At 64.9% G+C, this 14,621-nt stretch carries 15 protein-coding genes; 11 read left to right on the top strand and 4 right to left on the bottom strand.

Annotated features, from left to right (window positions below; genetic code table 11):
- Window positions 1-11 precede the first annotated feature (11 nt).
- Window positions 12-1,214, bottom strand: coding sequence for a hypothetical protein (locus C0606_08960; GenBank protein ID PLX38329.1), 1,203 nt, complete (start codon window positions 1,212-1,214; stop codon window positions 12-14).
- 222 nt (window positions 1,215-1,436) lie between these two features.
- Between C0606_08960 and C0606_08955 the strand changes: the two genes are divergently transcribed.
- Entirely contained in the window at window positions 1,437-2,387 is a 951-nt protein-coding gene (locus C0606_08955) for an AEC family transporter (GenBank protein PLX38328.1), read from the top strand.
- A gap of 94 nt (window positions 2,388-2,481) precedes the next feature.
- Here the strand turns inward: C0606_08955 and C0606_08950 are convergent, their stop codons facing one another.
- Window positions 2,482-2,919, bottom strand: a complete 438-nt coding sequence (locus C0606_08950) for a peptidoglycan-binding protein LysM (GenBank protein ID PLX38327.1) — start codon at window positions 2,917-2,919, stop codon at window positions 2,482-2,484.
- Window positions 2,920-3,031: 112 nt separating this feature from the next.
- Complete coding sequence (locus C0606_08945) at window positions 3,032-3,904, bottom strand: tRNA glutamyl-Q(34) synthetase GluQRS (GenBank protein ID PLX38326.1); 873 nt, start codon at window positions 3,902-3,904, stop codon at window positions 3,032-3,034.
- Between the two features lie 163 nt (window positions 3,905-4,067).
- Here C0606_08945 and C0606_08940 point away from each other — a divergent pair, with 163 nt between their 5' ends.
- Together C0606_08940 and C0606_08935 are read left to right on the top strand one after the other, a co-directional pair.
- Entirely contained in the window at window positions 4,068-4,712 is a 645-nt protein-coding gene (locus tag C0606_08940; protein ID PLX38768.1) for a DNA-3-methyladenine glycosidase, read from the top strand.
- 89 nt (window positions 4,713-4,801) lie between these two features.
- On the top strand, window positions 4,802-5,359 hold the full coding sequence (locus C0606_08935; GenBank protein ID PLX38325.1) for an HNH endonuclease: 558 nt from the start codon (window positions 4,802-4,804) through the stop codon (window positions 5,357-5,359).
- Between the two features lie 27 nt (window positions 5,360-5,386).
- Here C0606_08935 and C0606_08930 read toward each other — a convergent pair whose 3' ends face one another.
- A complete protein-coding gene (locus tag C0606_08930; protein ID PLX38324.1) occupies window positions 5,387-6,349 on the bottom strand; it encodes a LysR family transcriptional regulator in 963 nt (320 codons plus the stop codon).
- A gap of 193 nt (window positions 6,350-6,542) precedes the next feature.
- Between C0606_08930 and C0606_08925 the strand changes: the two genes are divergently transcribed.
- The 8 genes from C0606_08925 (at window position 6,543) to C0606_08890 (ending at window position 14,362) form a co-directional block, all read left to right on the top strand.
- Window positions 6,543-7,409 (top strand): ABC transporter permease, encoded by an 867-nt coding sequence (locus C0606_08925; GenBank protein ID PLX38323.1) that lies wholly within the window; start codon window positions 6,543-6,545, stop codon window positions 7,407-7,409.
- Window positions 7,409-8,212 carry a spermidine/putrescine ABC transporter permease gene (locus tag C0606_08920; protein ID PLX38322.1) on the top strand — a complete coding sequence of 268 codons (804 nt, stop codon included), beginning with the start codon at window positions 7,409-7,411 and terminating at the stop codon, window positions 8,210-8,212. Before C0606_08925 ends, C0606_08920 begins: the two co-directional genes overlap by 1 nt.
- Before the next feature lie 45 nt (window positions 8,213-8,257).
- On the top strand, window positions 8,258-9,397 hold the full coding sequence (locus C0606_08915) for a spermidine/putrescine ABC transporter substrate-binding protein (GenBank protein PLX38321.1): 1,140 nt from the start codon (window positions 8,258-8,260) through the stop codon (window positions 9,395-9,397).
- Between the two features lie 160 nt (window positions 9,398-9,557).
- Window positions 9,558-10,586, top strand: coding sequence for a polyamine ABC transporter ATP-binding protein (locus C0606_08910; GenBank protein ID PLX38767.1), 1,029 nt, complete (start codon window positions 9,558-9,560; stop codon window positions 10,584-10,586).
- Window positions 10,586-11,953, top strand: coding sequence for an aspartate aminotransferase family protein (locus C0606_08905; protein PLX38320.1), 1,368 nt, complete (start codon window positions 10,586-10,588; stop codon window positions 11,951-11,953). Before C0606_08910 ends, C0606_08905 begins: the two co-directional genes overlap by 1 nt.
- Window positions 11,950-12,876, top strand: coding sequence for a 3-keto-5-aminohexanoate cleavage protein (locus tag C0606_08900; protein ID PLX38319.1), 927 nt, complete (start codon window positions 11,950-11,952; stop codon window positions 12,874-12,876). The genes C0606_08905 and C0606_08900 overlap by 4 nt, the downstream gene beginning before the upstream one ends.
- A 68-nt stretch (window positions 12,877-12,944) precedes the next feature.
- The gene (locus tag C0606_08895; GenBank protein PLX38318.1) at window positions 12,945-13,976 is read left to right on the top strand and encodes an acetylpolyamine amidohydrolase; all 1,032 of its coding nucleotides are present in this window, start codon (window positions 12,945-12,947) and stop codon (window positions 13,974-13,976) included.
- A 35-nt stretch (window positions 13,977-14,011) separates the two neighbouring features.
- On the top strand, window positions 14,012-14,362 hold the full coding sequence (locus C0606_08890) for a hypothetical protein (protein ID PLX38317.1): 351 nt from the start codon (window positions 14,012-14,014) through the stop codon (window positions 14,360-14,362).
- The last annotated feature ends 259 nt before the right edge of the window (window positions 14,363-14,621 follow it).

Below are 14,621 nucleotides of genomic sequence, written 5' to 3'. Positions count from 1 at the left end.
GGCACGCCGGCTCAGCTATCGTCGCCGACCGCCTCGAGGATGGTCCGGTAAAGCGCGCCGGGCTTGAACGGCTTGTCGATGCGTCCGTTGAATCCTGCGGCGGCAAGCTTGTCCGGCGCAGCCTTGTCGGACCATGCCGACATCGCAATGACCGGGATCGCGCGCACCGATTCCATGCCCTGAATGGCCGCGAGCGTTTCGAACCCGTCGAACCCGGGCATGGTGAGGTCGAGCAGCACCAGATCGAACGGTGCGTCGCCGAGCGCGGCAAGCGCCTTCTCGCCGCTGTCGACCGCGATCCCCTCCATGCCGAACCCGCCAAGGCAGGCAAGCGCGATCTCACGTGAGAAGCGGTTATCGTCGACGACGAGCACCCGGATCGAACGCTGCAACAGCGGCGCGCCCGTATCCCGCCGCTCCTGAACGGCAGCCGACCCATCATCGCCGGCGGGCAGCGTTTCCGGATCGGCGTCGGCTGCCGGAATGCGCACGGTGAAGGTCGTACCCTTGCCGCGCTCGCTGTCGACGGCGATGGTGCCGCCAAGCGCGGCGACAAGGCTGTGCACGATCCACAGCCCGAGCCCGGTTCCGGCGATCCCGGCGACCCCGCTGCCACGCTCAAAGGCCCGGTAGAGTCGTTCCTGATCGCGCGGCAAAAGCCCGGGGCCGGTATCGCAAACGGCGAGCACCAGCGTCTGCATCCCGTCCGCGCCGGCACCTGCTTCAAGCGTCGCTGCGATCTCGACCGATCCGTGTTCGGTATATTTGAGCGCGTTTTCGCAAAGGCTGACGAGGATGCGGCGCACCGCATCGCTGTTGCCGACCACCCAGCGCCCGGCAACGCCTTCGGTATCCGCGCCGAAGGAAAGACCCTTCTGCTCCGCGCCCGGCGTCATCATCGACATCACTTCGTCAATCAATCGCGCCGGGGAATAGGGGATCGCAACATCCGGCGCCCGGCCCTTGGCGGCACGCCCGGCATGCAGGATGTCCTCGGCCAGCGCCAGACCCATGCTGGCGGCTTCCTGGATCGATTTGAGGAAATATCGCTGCTGATCGTCGAGATCGGTGGTCTGCAGCAGTTCCACCAGGGTGAGGATGGCACCGATCGGTGTGCGCAGTTCATGGCCCGCAACCGCCAGGAGGGTTGCAGCGTCACTGCCGCTGTCAGCCGCGCGCCGCGTCTGACTTTCGTTTTCGCCCGGTTCTTCCATCACTTTCCACCCACCGATGGCTTACAGGCTGAGCCAGTGAAGGACAAGCGGAACGGGGCCGATTCGCTCCGAAAACCGCGATTTTCTGCCGTCACGCGGGCCGGCAGGCGTCTGCATGGCAGCCTTGCAGGCCATCGGCACCCATTGACCGCGGCAATCCCCGCGCACAAAGTCGGCCCTCTTGCCGCATCCGCCCGGTCGCAATCGCTGGAAAGCCCGTTCATGGAACAGCTCGTCGAGATCATCCTGCCGGTCTTCGGACTGATCGGTCTCGGCTATGCGATCGCCGCCTTCGGCATCCTCAGGAAGGAAGTCGGCGAGGCCCTCGGCGATTTCGTCTTCACCGTCGCCGTGCCACTGCTGATCTTCCGCACGCTGGCCACCGCGCATTTGCCGGCGGTGTCGCCCTGGGCGCTGTGGATCCCCTATTTCGCCGCCGTCGTCGTGGTCTGGACCCTCGCCGACCGGGTCGTCCGCCTCGGCTTCGGGCGCGATGCCCGCGCCGGCGTCGTTGGTGGCGTCTCTGCCGGCTTTTCCAATCTCGTGCTGATCGGCATCCCGCTGATCCTCACCGCCTTCGGCGAGGCCGGCTCGGTGCCGCTGTTCATCCTGATCTCGGTGCATCTGCCGGTGATGATGGTGGCGAGCACGCTGCTCATCGAGCGGGTCGAACGGCGCGAGAACCAGACGGCGATCTCGCCGCTTCACCTGATGCGCTCGATCGGCCTCAGCCTCGTCAGCAATCCGATCGTCATCGGCATCATCGCCGGCGGGCTGTGGCGGCTTGCCGGCCTGCCGGTCGAGGGCCTGCCGAAAGTGCTGATCGACAAGCTCGCGGCCACCGCCGCGCCCTGCGCCCTTTTCGCGCTCGGCATGGCGCTGAAGCGCTATGGCATCGGCGGCAATCTCGCGCCCTCGCTGGTGCTGTCGGTGCTCAAGGTCGGTGCACTGCCGGCGCTGGTATGGACCTTCACCACCTATCTGACCGACCTGCCGCCGCTCTGGGTATCTGTCGCGACCATCGCGGCCGCCTGCCCGACCGGCGTCAACGCCTATCTGATCGCCAACCGCTTCCGCACCGGCCACGGACTCGCATCGAACACCATCACCGTCACCAATGCGATCTCGGTGGTGGCCATGGCGGCGTGGATGCAGATCTTGCCAATGCAGTAGCGGGCGAGGCCCCGCGGGAACCGCACCGCAGCGCGGCAAGAAAAAAAGGCGACCCTGTGAGGCCGCCTTTTCCCGTCCTAGTCGGTCAGTACGATCAGCCGAGTTTCGGAATGCGAAGCACCTGGCCCGGATAGATCTTGTCGGGATCGGACAACATCGGCCGGTTGGCCTCGAAAATGGCGTTGTACTTCGAGCCGTCGCCATAGGCCTTCTTGGCCACGGCCCACAGCGTGTCGCCCTTTTCCACCGTATGGAAGGTCGCCGGCTCTTCCTCGACATCGGCCTTGATCTCTTCCTCGACCTTGCCGATGCCGGCGATATTGCCGGCGGCGAGGATGATCTTCTCCTTCACCTCCTGGCTCGGTGCCATACCGGCAATCTTGACCGTATCGCCCTCGACCTTGATCTCGACGTCGCCGCCAAGCCCAAGATCCTTGACCTCTTTTTCCAGAGCCTCGGCTGCCGCCGCTTCGTCGTCGTCTCCGCCCCACAGCTTCTTGCCGGCGTCCGTGACGAAATCAAAAAAACCCATCGATCTCTCCTGAAATCCTTGTCCGGCGCGAAGCCGGCCAATTCCGTTCGGCCCCTGCCTTTTCTTTAAGTCCATGAAACCGCGCTGGCTATAGGACGACGACACAAAATGATCAGTCCACAAACCCGATCATCCGGCGGATGTCGCCCGGCGTCGCGCCGGCGTCGCGCAATGATCTGAGACTCGTATCCCGCGCCGATTTCGACAATTTGCGGCCATCCTCGCCAAGGATCAGCCGGTGATGGTGATAGGCCGGCGCCGGAAAGCCGAGCAGGGTCTGCAACAGCCGGTGGACGCTGGTCGACCAGAACAGATCCTGCCCGCGCACGATATGCGTCACGCCTTGCAGCGCATCGTCGACGACCACCGATAAATGATAGCTGGTCGGCACATCTTTGCGCGCAACCAGCACGTCGCCCCAGTCGAGCGGCCGCGCAGCGACCGATCCCGTCTCGCCATTCGGCCCGGCGCCGGTCTCGCTCCAGACAAGATCGCCGGCCCGCGCCACAGCCTCTTCCATGCGCAGCCGCACCGCCGCCGGCTCGTCCGTCACCTCATTTCCTGCCGCCCGGTCTTCCACACCGAACGGATAGAGCGGCGCGCCGTCTGGGTCGCGCGGCCAGGTTTCGCCAAGCGCCGCTTCCCGAGCAGCGACACCCTCGGCAATTTCCTTGCGGGTCGCCCGCGACAGGAACGTCAGCCCCATCCCGCTCAGCTTGCCAAGGGCGGATCGGTAGCCGTCGAAATACTCCGACTGGCGGTGGACCGGCTCTTCCCAGGAGAGGCCGAGCCAGGCGAGGTCTTCCAAGATGCCCGCTTCGAATTCCGGCCGGCAACGGCCGATGTCGATATCCTCGATACGCACGAGGAAACGCCCACCGCCCTTCCTCGCCATGTGGAAATTGAGCAGCGCGGAATAGGCATGGCCGAGATGCAGATCGCCATTCGGGCTCGGTGCGAAGCGGAAGACGGGACGGGTCGGCATGGCGGTCAGAACAGTGGATCCGGGTGCGGCGCGTCTGTGGACGAGCAGGTTCGGGCAGGTTTCGGGTCGCGCGACGGGCGAGCCGCCATCACGATTGCCTCCACTCTTGACGCCGGACGGCGATTTGCCAAGGCTCATGCAGTTGGAAAAGGAATCGACGCCGATGCGCCTGATCGAGACAGAGGACGACATCGCTGAGGGGATCGACCACCTGCGCCGGGTCGACCCCCGCCTGCATGAGGTCATCGAGCTTGCCGGTCCGGTTCCGCTTCGTCGCCGCCCACCAGGCTTTTCCGGCCTGTGCGAGATCGTCGTCGCCCAGCAGCTTTCCAAGGCCAGCGCCGATTCGATCTTTCGCCGCCTGACCGACACGCTCGGCACGGTCTGCCCAAACGGCATCATGGACGCCTGCGACGACACGCTGCGAGGCTGCGGCCTGTCGGCACCGAAGATCCGCACCCTGCGGGCCATCGCCGAAAGTGCCGGCGACGGGTCGCTGCCGGTCGACGAACTGGGCGCCCGTCCCGCCGATGAAGCGACCGAGTTGCTGACCGCGGTGAAAGGCATCGGCCCGTGGACGGCCGAAGTGTTCCTGCTGTTCTGTCTCGGCCATCGCGACATCTTCCCCGCCGGCGACCTCGCCCTGCAGATCGCCGTTGCCGAAGCCTTCGGGATGGACGAGCGGCCGAAGCCGAAGGCCCTCGTCGAAATCGCCGAACTTTGGTCGCCCTGGCGCGGCGTCGCCGCACGTCTGTTCTGGGCCTATTACCGGGTTTGCCGACAGGGACGCGACGCGATGCCGCTATGAAAGCCGGCCTTCACAAAGGTGACATACCGGCCTAACAATATGGCGCCGCCAAACGATCTGGAACGAATCGACGGAACGAGGAGTTCGATTTGACGATCGCATCGACATCGGGCGCGCACCCCGCGCTAGTGCTGAACGCGGACTACCGTCCGCTGAGCTACTACCCTTTGTCTCTGTGGTCCTGGCAGGACACGATCAAGGCGGTTTTCCTCGACCGCGTGAACATCGTCTCCGAATATGACGTCGCCGTGCGCAGCCCGAAATTCGAGATGCGCCTGCCGAGCGTGGTGTCGCTGAAAACCTTCATCCGCCCGGCCCGAAATCCCGCCTTCACCCGCTTCAACGTGTTCCTGCGCGACAGGTTCGAGTGCCAGTATTGCGGCAGCCAGGACGACCTCACCTTCGACCACGTCGTTCCGCGTTCGCGCGGCGGCCAGACCACCTGGGACAACGTCGTCGCCGCCTGCGCGCCGTGCAATCTGAAGAAAGGCAACAAGTCCTGCCGCCACGCCGACATGTGGCCGCGTCAGGCGCCGTTCCGCCCGACGCTGCACGATCTGCACATCAACGGTCGCCGCTTCCCGCCCAACTACCTGCACGACAGCTGGGTCGACTTCCTCTACTGGGACACCGAGCTCGAACCGTAGGCGCAGCCCGCCTCCCGCGATACCTGGCTAGTCATAGGTTCTCTCGCTGAACGGGACCGCGTTGATACGCGCGATCAACTCGCCGATCATCGCTTCCTCGGCCCGGTTCATGCGCGCATTCGGATTGAACACCATGAACACGTCGATTGCCGGCGGGTCGTCATAGGGCGGCAGCCGCCACAACAACCCGTCGCGCACATCGCGCTCGACCACGTGAAGCGGCAGCGGCCCGACCCCGAGCCCGGCAACGATCAGCCGCCGCACCTCTTCCAGATGCGACGAGGTCGCCACCACATGGTCGTCGAGATCGGCTTCGGCACGCATCAGCGCGACCGGGCGCAGCGCATCGGACATCTGGTCGGTGATGAACGACACCGAGGCGTGCCCGGCGAGATCGTGCCGGGTCAGCCCGGTGCGCCCGAACAGCGGATGGGTCGGCCCGCAGAACAGGCCGAAGAACTCGCGAAACACCGGTCGATATTCGAGCTGCGGGCTTTGGTCGTGCACCAGGCAAACGGCAAAGGACGACCGTCGCGCCCGTACGTTCTCGATCGCCAGCCGGCTCGCCATCACGTCGATCGACAGCGTCGCCCTGGGGTGTGCGGTATGAAAGGCGGCCAGCGCGGCATCGAACAACGGCGAGGAAACATGGCTCGCCACGGAAATGTTCACATGCCCGCGCACCTCTTCGCGCACCTCGCGCATCAAGGTGTCGAGGCCGAGAATGGTGCCGTGAATATCGACCGCCTCGCGCAGCAGCATACGCCCGGCATCGGTCAGGATGAACCGCCCGGGCCCGCGGTCGATCAACTTGCGCCCGAGCTGTTCCTCCAATCGGCGCAAGGCATTGGAGACCGTTGGCTGCTTCAGCCGCAGCCGCTCGGCCGCATCCGTCACGCTGCGCGACTCGGCAAGCACGACAAAGGTGCGCAACAGGTTCCAGTCGAGACGGCGGGCGAGCTGTTCGGCCCGATCATTGGATTTCCGCATGCCGACATTCTGAAAATCTATAGTCACAATTTCAACTATCTATTTGAGGAATTCTCAATCGCTTGCCACACTTCAAAAGTCACGTCCGGCGGGGCGAGGTGACTTTACGGAAATTGTCCCTTTGGAGAGTGCGCGACCATAGCCGTGGCCACGGGCATTTCGTCGGTGCCGCGGATCCTTCGTGAGGGTCCCCATGAGCATAGAAGCCCGCGAACGACGCCAACCCTGGATATTGCTGTCACCGGCGCTCACCGCCGTGACGCTGCTCCTCTTCGTCCCGCTTGCCTTCATCGTCGTCTATTCGTTCTGGCTGCGCACGGCAACCGGCGCCGACGTCGCCGGTTTCTATCTCGACAACTGGAAAGAAGCGCTCACCGACTCGTTCTATCGCGACATTCTGCTCAACACGCTGAAGATCGCCGGACTGTCGACCATCGTCTGCGCGCTCGCCGGCTATCCGTCGGCCTATTTCATTGCCCGCTCGAAAGGCAACCGGACGCTGCTTCTTATCCTGCTGATGCTGCCGTTCTGGATCAGCTACATCATCCGCACCATGTCGTGGATCAACATTCTCGGCGTCTCGGGCGCGTTCAACTCCGCGCTGTTGTCGCTCGGCATCGTCTCCGAGCCGATCCAGATGCTCTACAACGAGACCACCGTCATTCTCGGCCTCGTCCACTTCCTGCTGCCGTTCATGGTGCTCAACGTCTATGTCAGCCTGGAAGGCATCGACGCGACGCTGGAAGACGCCGCCTGCTCGCTCGGCGCCACTCGCTGGAAAGCGTTCCTCGAAGTCACCCTGCCGCTGTCGCTGCCCGGCCTCGCCGCCGGCGGTCTGCTGTGCTTCGTGCTTGGCGCCGGCACCTACATCACCCCGCTGGTGCTCGGCGGCCCGCGCGACGCCATGTTCGCCAACCTCGTCTTCGAGGCGATCATCACCCAGCTCGACTGGCCGCTCGGGTCGGCCCTGTCGCTGATGTTGCTGGCCGTGCTCGGCGCCGTCGTCGCCGTCTACAACCATTTCCTCGGCATGAGCCAACTGGCGAAGGGGCTGTCATGATGGGCTTTTTCAAACCCACCGGCTGGGGCCTCGTGCGCGCCTGGGCGATCCTCGTCTACGGCTTCATGTTCCTGCCGGTTGCCGTGGTCGTGCTGCTCGCCTTCAACGCCAGCCAGTTCGGCTCCTTCCCGATGACCGGCTTCTCGTTCCGCTGGTTCATCGCGCTGATCGAGAACGACGCCATCATGCGGGCCTTCCGCACCTCGTTTGCGCTCGGTGCCATGACCGCGCTGATCTCGACCACGCTTGGTGTGCTCGCCAGCCTCGCCCTGGTCCGCTACCGGGTGCCCGGCCAGAACCTCATCTCGACCGTGCTGATCGCGCCGATCCTGGTGCCCGAAGTGGTGCTTGCCGTGGCGATCCTGCTGTTCATGAAGGCGCTCAACGTGCCCAAGAGCTTCACGCTCCTGCTGCTTGGCCACGTCATCTTCACCCTGCCCTTCGTCATCCTCGTCGTGCAGGCGCGCCTCGTCGGCATCCGCCGCGACGTCGAGGAGGCCGCGATGTCGCTCGGCGCCAGCCCCGTCCAGACCTTTTTCCAGATCACCCTGCCGCTGCTCGCGCCGGCCGTCCTGGCCGGCATGCTGTTCGCCTTCACGATCAGCTTCGACGACATCACCGGCACCCTGTTCTGGAAGCCCGGCGGCGTGGAAACCGTCCCGACCCAGATCTTTGCCATGCTGCGCAATTCGATCAGCCCGGAAATCAACGCACTCGGCGCGGTGATGATCTTCCTCACCGTTGGCCTGCCTTTGCTCGGCGCGGCGATCGCCCGCCGGCTCGCTCTGAAAAGCGGCAGTTAGAACCGCACGACGATACCCTCATCCAGCCGATAAGGAGAGACCGACATGGATGATACGAAACGCTACGAACGACTTCGCGAACGCTACCTGAATGGCGACCTCGACCGCCGCAAGTTCCTCGGCCTGATCGGCGCCGCCGGCCTCGCCTACGGCGTCCACACCCCGTTCGCCCGCCACGCCATGGCCGCCACCGAACAGGTGCGCTTCGATGGCTGGGGCGGCGTCGTCTCGGAAGCCTTCCGCAAGCACGCCTTCGATCCCTACACCGCCAAGACCGGCATCAAGGTCGTCGACGGTACCTTCGGCAGCGGCGACGAATATTTGTCGCGCATCAAGGCCAGCCAGCCCGGCGAGTACAACATCGCCCACCTGTCCGGCGTCTTCGACTATGCCCGCTATCACGGTCTCGGCCTGACCTCGGAACTCAACGAGGCCAACATCCCGAACCTGAAATACGTCATCCCGAAACTCGCCGACGTATTCCGTGGCATCACCGACGGCAAGCTGTCCTGCGTGCCCTACGACTACGGCACCACGGGTCTGGCCTATAACCGCAAGCACATCTCCGATGAGGAGATGAAGGAAAAGGGCGCCAAGATCCTCATCGACGAGAAGCTGAAGGGCAAGATCGGCGGCTGGGCCGACTGGCGCACCCGTATCTGGTACGCCTCGCTGCAGACCGATCAGGACCCGAACGGCGCCACCGACATGGATGCCGTGTGGGATGCGATCCGCAAGCACCGCGACCTGGCACTGAAATACTGGACCTCGGGCGCCGAGCTGATGAGCCTTCTCGCCGAAGAAGAGCTCTACGTCACCGAAGGCTGGTCGGGCCGCATCTACGCGCTACGCGAGCAGGGCCACGACATCGGCTACATGGACCCGCCGAACGGCTTCGGCTGGCAGGAATGCCTGTTCGTCATCAAGGGCTCGCCGATGGCCGCCTGCGAAGAGCTGCTGAACTTCATGCTCGAGCCGGCAACCTCGATCGCCGTCGCCGAGGGTCAGAACTATCCGCCGGCGCTCGACCCGACCAAGGTCGACCTCGGCAAGAAGATCCCGACCCTGCCGGCCTTCGATCCGACCGGAACGCTGGAAGGCCTGACCTTTGCCGATCCGAACTACTGGAACGGCAACGAGAAGGACTGGTCGAAGATGTTCGGCCGCATCCAGAAGGGCTACTGAGCCCGAACCGATCCGGGACCGTCGCCACCGGCGGCGGTCCCACCCCGTCTTCCCTTGAGACCGACCGCCGACACTGACCGGAGATGCGCCCGTGACCACGCCCGCTGTTGAATTGCGCGACATCGTCAAGCGCTTTGCCTCCTTTACCGCCGTCCACCGCATGTCGATGGACATCCCAGAGGGCAGCTTCGTCACGCTGCTCGGACCGTCGGGCTGCGGCAAGACGACGACCTTGCGTATGGTCGCCGGCCTGCTCGACCCGACCGAGGGCGACATCGCCATCAAGGGCAAGCGGATCAACGACACGCCGATCCACAAGCGCAATCTCGGCATCGTGTTCCAGAACTACGCGCTGTTTCCGCACAAATCCGTCTTCGACAACGTCGCCTTCGGCCTGAAATACCGCAACGTCTCCCGCGACGAGATTTCCCGCAGGGTCAAGGACGCGCTCGAACTGGTGCAGCTTCCCGACGTCGGCGACCGCTTCCCGAAACAGCTTTCCGGCGGCCAGCAGCAGCGCATCGCGCTCGCCCGCGCCATCGTCATCGAACCCGACGTGTTGTTGCTCGACGAACCGCTGTCCGCGCTCGACGCCAATCTGCGCGAGGACATGCGTGTCGAGCTGAAGCGCATTCAGCATCGCATCGGCGTCACCACCATCTTCGTCACCCACGACCAGTCCGAAGCACTCGCGATGTCCGACCGCATCGTCGTGATGAGCGCCGGCCGCGTCGAGCAGACCGGCGCGCCCGAGGACGTCTACAACGCACCTGTCTCGGAGTTCGTCGCCAGCTTCCTCGGCGCCTCCAACATTCTCGATGGCACCATTGCCGGCAGCGACGCCGACGCCGTCGCCCTCGACGTGCCCCATTTCGGCCGCGCCACGGTGTCGCGGGACCGCGCGCCCGCCCTTGAAGGCAATCGCGACGGCACCAACGGCAAGCTCGTGATCCGCGCCGAAAAGGTGAAACTGATGGCCGCCGACGCCCCCGCCGACGGAAGGATTTCTGTTCCCGGAATCGTCGAAACGGTGGATTATCAGGGTCAGGCCGCACGCTATTTCGTCCGCGTCGGCGACCTGCAACTACAAGCCATCAACATGATCGAGGACCATCCGTTTGCGGAAGGCTCCACGGTCTCGGTTCAGGTGCGGCCGAGCGATTGCGCGGCGCTCCCGGAGAATGGGTAATGACAACACGAAAACCGAGCCGCCTGTTCTATCAGTCGCGGCGCCGTCGGCCGACGCTCGATCGTGCCGAGGGCGTCTATATGTGGGATACCGACGGCAAGCGCTATCTCGACGGCTCGTCCGGCGCGATGGTCTGCAATATCGGCCATTCCAACCGCAATGTACTCGACGCCATGTGGCGGCAGATGGAAAAGGCCACCTTCGGCTACCGCCTGCACTTTGAAAACGAGGTGTCCGAGCAGCTCGCCGAGAAGATGGCGGAACTCTCGCCGCCGGGCCTCACCCGAGTCTTTTTCGTTTCCGGCGGTTCGGAAGCGACCGAGAGCGCCACCAAGCTCGCCCGGCAATACGCCGTCGCGCGCGGCGAGACCAGCCGCTGGAAGGTCATCTCGCGCTTTCCGAGCTATCACGGCTGCACCCTCGGCGCGCTGGCTCTGACCGGCTATACGCCGCTCACCGACGCCTTCATGCCGATGATGCGCGACATGCCGAAGATCCCGGCGCCGCGCGCCTGGCTCGACGGCCTCGACCCAGACGACCCGGCGACCGGCCTGCATTACGCAAACATGCTCGAAGAGCGCATCATTGCCGAAGGCCCGGAAACCGTACTCGCCTTCCTCGTCGAGCCGGTCGGCGGCGCCTCCACCGGCGCGCTCGTCTCACCGCCCGGCTACATGGAGCGGGTGCGCGAGATCTGCACGCAATACGGCATCCTTCTGATCCACGACGAGGTGATGACCGGCGGTGGCCGCACCGGACGTTTCTTTGCCAGCGAACATTGGGGTGCCTATCCCGATATCATCGCCTTTTCCAAGGGCTTTGCGGCCGGCTACGCGCCACTGGGCGCCATGATCGCCCATGAGGACATCGTCGACACCGTGCTCGATGCCGGCGGCTTTGCCCATGGCTTCACCTATGCAGGCAATCCGCTCGCCTCGGCCGCCGGCCTCGCCGTCATCGCCGAGATCGAGCGCCAGGGCATGATCGAAAATGCAGCCAGGATGGGCGACCTGTTGAAGGCCCGCCTCACCGGCCTGATGAACCCCTACCCCTTTGTCGGCGACGTGCGTGGCATGGGGCTGATGCTCGCCTTCGAGACGGTCAGCGACCGGGCTACCCGAGCGCCGCTCGACAAGACGCTCAACGCCTATAACCGCCTTGTCGATATTGCCTACGACAACGGCCTCATCATCTATTCGCGCCGTTCGCGCGGCGGCGTCGACGGCGATCACTTCCTGATCTGCCCGCCGATGATCGTCTCTGAGGTCCACATCGACGAAATCATGGACGGCCTGACCCGTTCGCTCGACCAGTTCGCCAACGAAACCGGCCTTGCGATCGATACGGCCACCGGAACCGCTGCATGAGCAAGATCCTGATCACCTGCGCCATCACCGGCTCGATCCACACCCCGTCGATGACGCCATACCTGCCGATTACCGCCGATCAGATCGCCAGCGAAGCGGTCGCCGCCGCCGAGGCCGGTGCCACGATCCTGCACCTGCACGCCCGTGATCCGCAAAACGGCCGGCCGTCCGCCGCGGTCGAGCACTTCATGGGGTTCCTGCCGCGCATCAAGCAGGCAACCGATGCGGTCGCCAACATCTCGACCGGCGGCAGCGCGACGATGACGCTCGATCAGCGGCTTGCCGCCCCGATCGCCGCCGAGCCGGAGATGTGCTCGCTCAACATGGGCACGATGAATTTCGCGCTCTATCCGGCGGCGTCCCGCATTTCCGACTGGCGATACGACTGGGAAAAGCCGTTCCTGGAGGAGTCCGACGACCTCGTCTTCAAGAACACGCCGCGCGACATCGCCCATGTGCTGACCGAACTCGGCCAGAAGCGCGGCGCGCGCTTCGAGTTCGAGTGCTACGACATGAGCCACCTCTACATGCTGCAACACTTCGTCGAGCGTGGTCTGATCGAGGGGCCGCTGTTCATCCAGTTCGTGTTCGGCGTACTCGGCGGCATGGCGGCCGACCCCGACAATCTGGTGCACATGAAGCGCATCGCCGACAAGCTGTTCGGCGACACCTATCAATGGTCGGCGCTCGCCGCCAGACGCCATCAGATCCCGTTCGCCTCCATGGCGGCTGCCATGGGCGGCCACGTCCGCGTCGGGCTCGAAGACAGCATCTATATCGGCAAGGGCGAACTCGCCCGCTCCAATGCCGATCAGGTTGCCAAGGTGCGCGACATCGTCGAGAAAATGGGCCGCACGGTCGCCACGCCGAGCGAGGCCCGCGCGATTCTCGGCCTCAAGGGCGGCGACCGCACGGCCTTCTGATCCGGCTAAATAGCGTTATTTCGAAATGTCCGGGACCCAAGACCCGGCAGCAGAGCAAGGAGGCGGCGATGAAAACCGTCTTTCACGACACCCAGCGCCGGCACCAGCCGAAACTGTTCCTCTCAAGCGGCGCGCCGCAGCCGAACCCCGAGCAGCCGGAGCGCATCGACGCGCTGCTTGGCGGCGCCGAGCGCGCCGGCCTCGCCACCATCGCCCCGTCCGATCAGGGCATGGCGCCGATCGCCGCCATCCACACCAGCGAATATCTCGTTTTCCTGGAAAACATCGTCACCCGCTGGCAACGGATCCCCGGAGCCTCGGAAGAGGTGATCCCCAACATCCACCCCGACCGCCGCTCGGTGAACTACCCGAAATCCGCCGTCGGCCAGGCCGGCTACCACATGGCCGACACCGCCTGCCCGATCTCGGAAGGTTCGTGGGAAGCGATGTACTGGAGCGCCCAGAGCGCGATTGCCGCCGCCGACAGCGTGCTGGCCGGCGAAAAGGCCGCCTACGCGCTCTGCCGCCCGCCCGGACACCACGCCTTCACCGATCTCGCCGGCGGCTTCTGCTTCTTGAACAACACCGCGATCGCGGCCGAACGCTGCCGCGCCGCCGGCATGCGCCCGGCCATCGTCGATGTCGATCTGCACCACGGCAACGGCACGCAAGGCATCTTCTACGAACGCGGCGACGTGCTGACGGTCTCCGTCCATGCCGACCCGGAACGCTACTACCCGTTCTTCTGGGGCAACGCCCAGGAACGCGGCGAAGGCCCGGGCCACGGCGCCAACGTCAATTTGCCGATCCCGCGCGGCTCCGGCGACGACGTGTTCCTGAAAGCACTCGCCACCGGCCTCGACCGGGTGCGTGCCTTCGGCGCCGACACACTGGTCATAGCGCTCGGTCTCGATCCTTTCGAGGGCGACCCGTTCGGCGGCCTTGCAGTGACGACGCCGGGCTTTGCCCGCATAGCGGCTGCCTGCGCAGCCCTTGGCCTGCCGACCATCATCGTGCAGGAAGGCGGCTATCTCTGCCCCGAACTCGGCGATAATCTACAAAGCTTCCTCACCGGCTTCCAGGACGCCCACACGCTTTAGGGCGCCGGCCCAATCATTTCGAAAAAGGACCCCACATGAGCGACATCACACGCATTGAGACCGGCCCGCGCATGAGCCAGGCCGTCATCCACAACGGCCTCGTCTTCCTCGCCGGCCAGGTCGGCGCACCGGGCGAAAGCGTCACCGCGCAGACGACCGCCATTCTCGCCGGCGTCGACCGGCTGCTTGCCGAAGCCGGCTCCGACAAGAGCCGCATCCTGCAGGCCACCATCTGGCTCGCCGACATGGCCGACTTCGCCGAAATGAACGCGGTGTGGGATGCCTGGGTGTCGCCCGGCAACGCCCCGACCCGGGCCGCAGGCGAGTCGAAGCTCGCAACGCCGGACTACCGCGTCGAGATCATCATCGTCGCCGCGACCGCCTGACGGCGCGATCTTCACCGCGTATCCATCGACCGGGCAGCGGGACCTCTCGCCGTCCGGTCGTTCCGTTTCCGGTGCCGCCTCGCCGCGACCCGGCACCCAAACGCCTCAGTTGCTCCCGAAACTGCCCGGAAACGGCGAGAAATCCGCCTTCCCCATTGACCCCGAAGGGCATTTCTGGTGAAGGTCCTCCCCGATTCCGAACCCAACGCGTATTCCCGAACCGAAGGTCCGCGTCAGCGAATAGTCGACACCGGTTTTC

This window comes from Hyphomicrobiales bacterium (assembly GCA_002869065.1).
Classification (GTDB): Bacteria; Pseudomonadota; Alphaproteobacteria; order Rhizobiales; family Rhodobiaceae; genus Rhodobium.
This window is presented reverse-complemented; position numbering and strand designations above follow the sequence as displayed.

Bases quoted from the DNA above. Each gene is read 5' to 3' on its own strand.
- C0606_08925 (PLX38323.1), top strand. From the start codon at position 6,543: ATGAGCATAGAAGCCCGCGAACGACGCCAACCCTGGATATTGCTGTCA.
- C0606_08895 (PLX38318.1), top strand. From the start codon at position 12,945: ATGAAAACCGTCTTTCACGACACCCAGCGCCGGCACCAGCCGAAACTG.
- C0606_08930 (PLX38324.1), bottom strand. From the start codon at position 6,349: ATGCGGAAATCCAATGATCGGGCCGAACAGCTCGCCCGCCGTCTCGAC.
- C0606_08950 (PLX38327.1), bottom strand. From the start codon at position 2,919: ATGGGTTTTTTTGATTTCGTCACGGACGCCGGCAAGAAGCTGTGGGGC.
- C0606_08955 (PLX38328.1), top strand. From the start codon at position 1,437: ATGGAACAGCTCGTCGAGATCATCCTGCCGGTCTTCGGACTGATCGGT.
- C0606_08905 (PLX38320.1), top strand. From the start codon at position 10,586: ATGACAACACGAAAACCGAGCCGCCTGTTCTATCAGTCGCGGCGCCGT.
- C0606_08900 (PLX38319.1), top strand. From the start codon at position 11,950: ATGAGCAAGATCCTGATCACCTGCGCCATCACCGGCTCGATCCACACC.
- C0606_08940 (PLX38768.1), top strand. From the start codon at position 4,068: ATGCGCCTGATCGAGACAGAGGACGACATCGCTGAGGGGATCGACCAC.
- C0606_08910 (PLX38767.1), top strand. From the start codon at position 9,558: ATGTCGATGGACATCCCAGAGGGCAGCTTCGTCACGCTGCTCGGACCG.
- C0606_08960 (PLX38329.1), bottom strand. From the start codon at position 1,214: ATGGAAGAACCGGGCGAAAACGAAAGTCAGACGCGGCGCGCGGCTGAC.
- C0606_08890 (PLX38317.1), top strand. From the start codon at position 14,012: ATGAGCGACATCACACGCATTGAGACCGGCCCGCGCATGAGCCAGGCC.
- C0606_08920 (PLX38322.1), top strand. From the start codon at position 7,409: ATGGGCTTTTTCAAACCCACCGGCTGGGGCCTCGTGCGCGCCTGGGCG.
- C0606_08945 (PLX38326.1), bottom strand. From the start codon at position 3,904: ATGCCGACCCGTCCCGTCTTCCGCTTCGCACCGAGCCCGAATGGCGAT.
- C0606_08915 (PLX38321.1), top strand. From the start codon at position 8,258: ATGGATGATACGAAACGCTACGAACGACTTCGCGAACGCTACCTGAAT.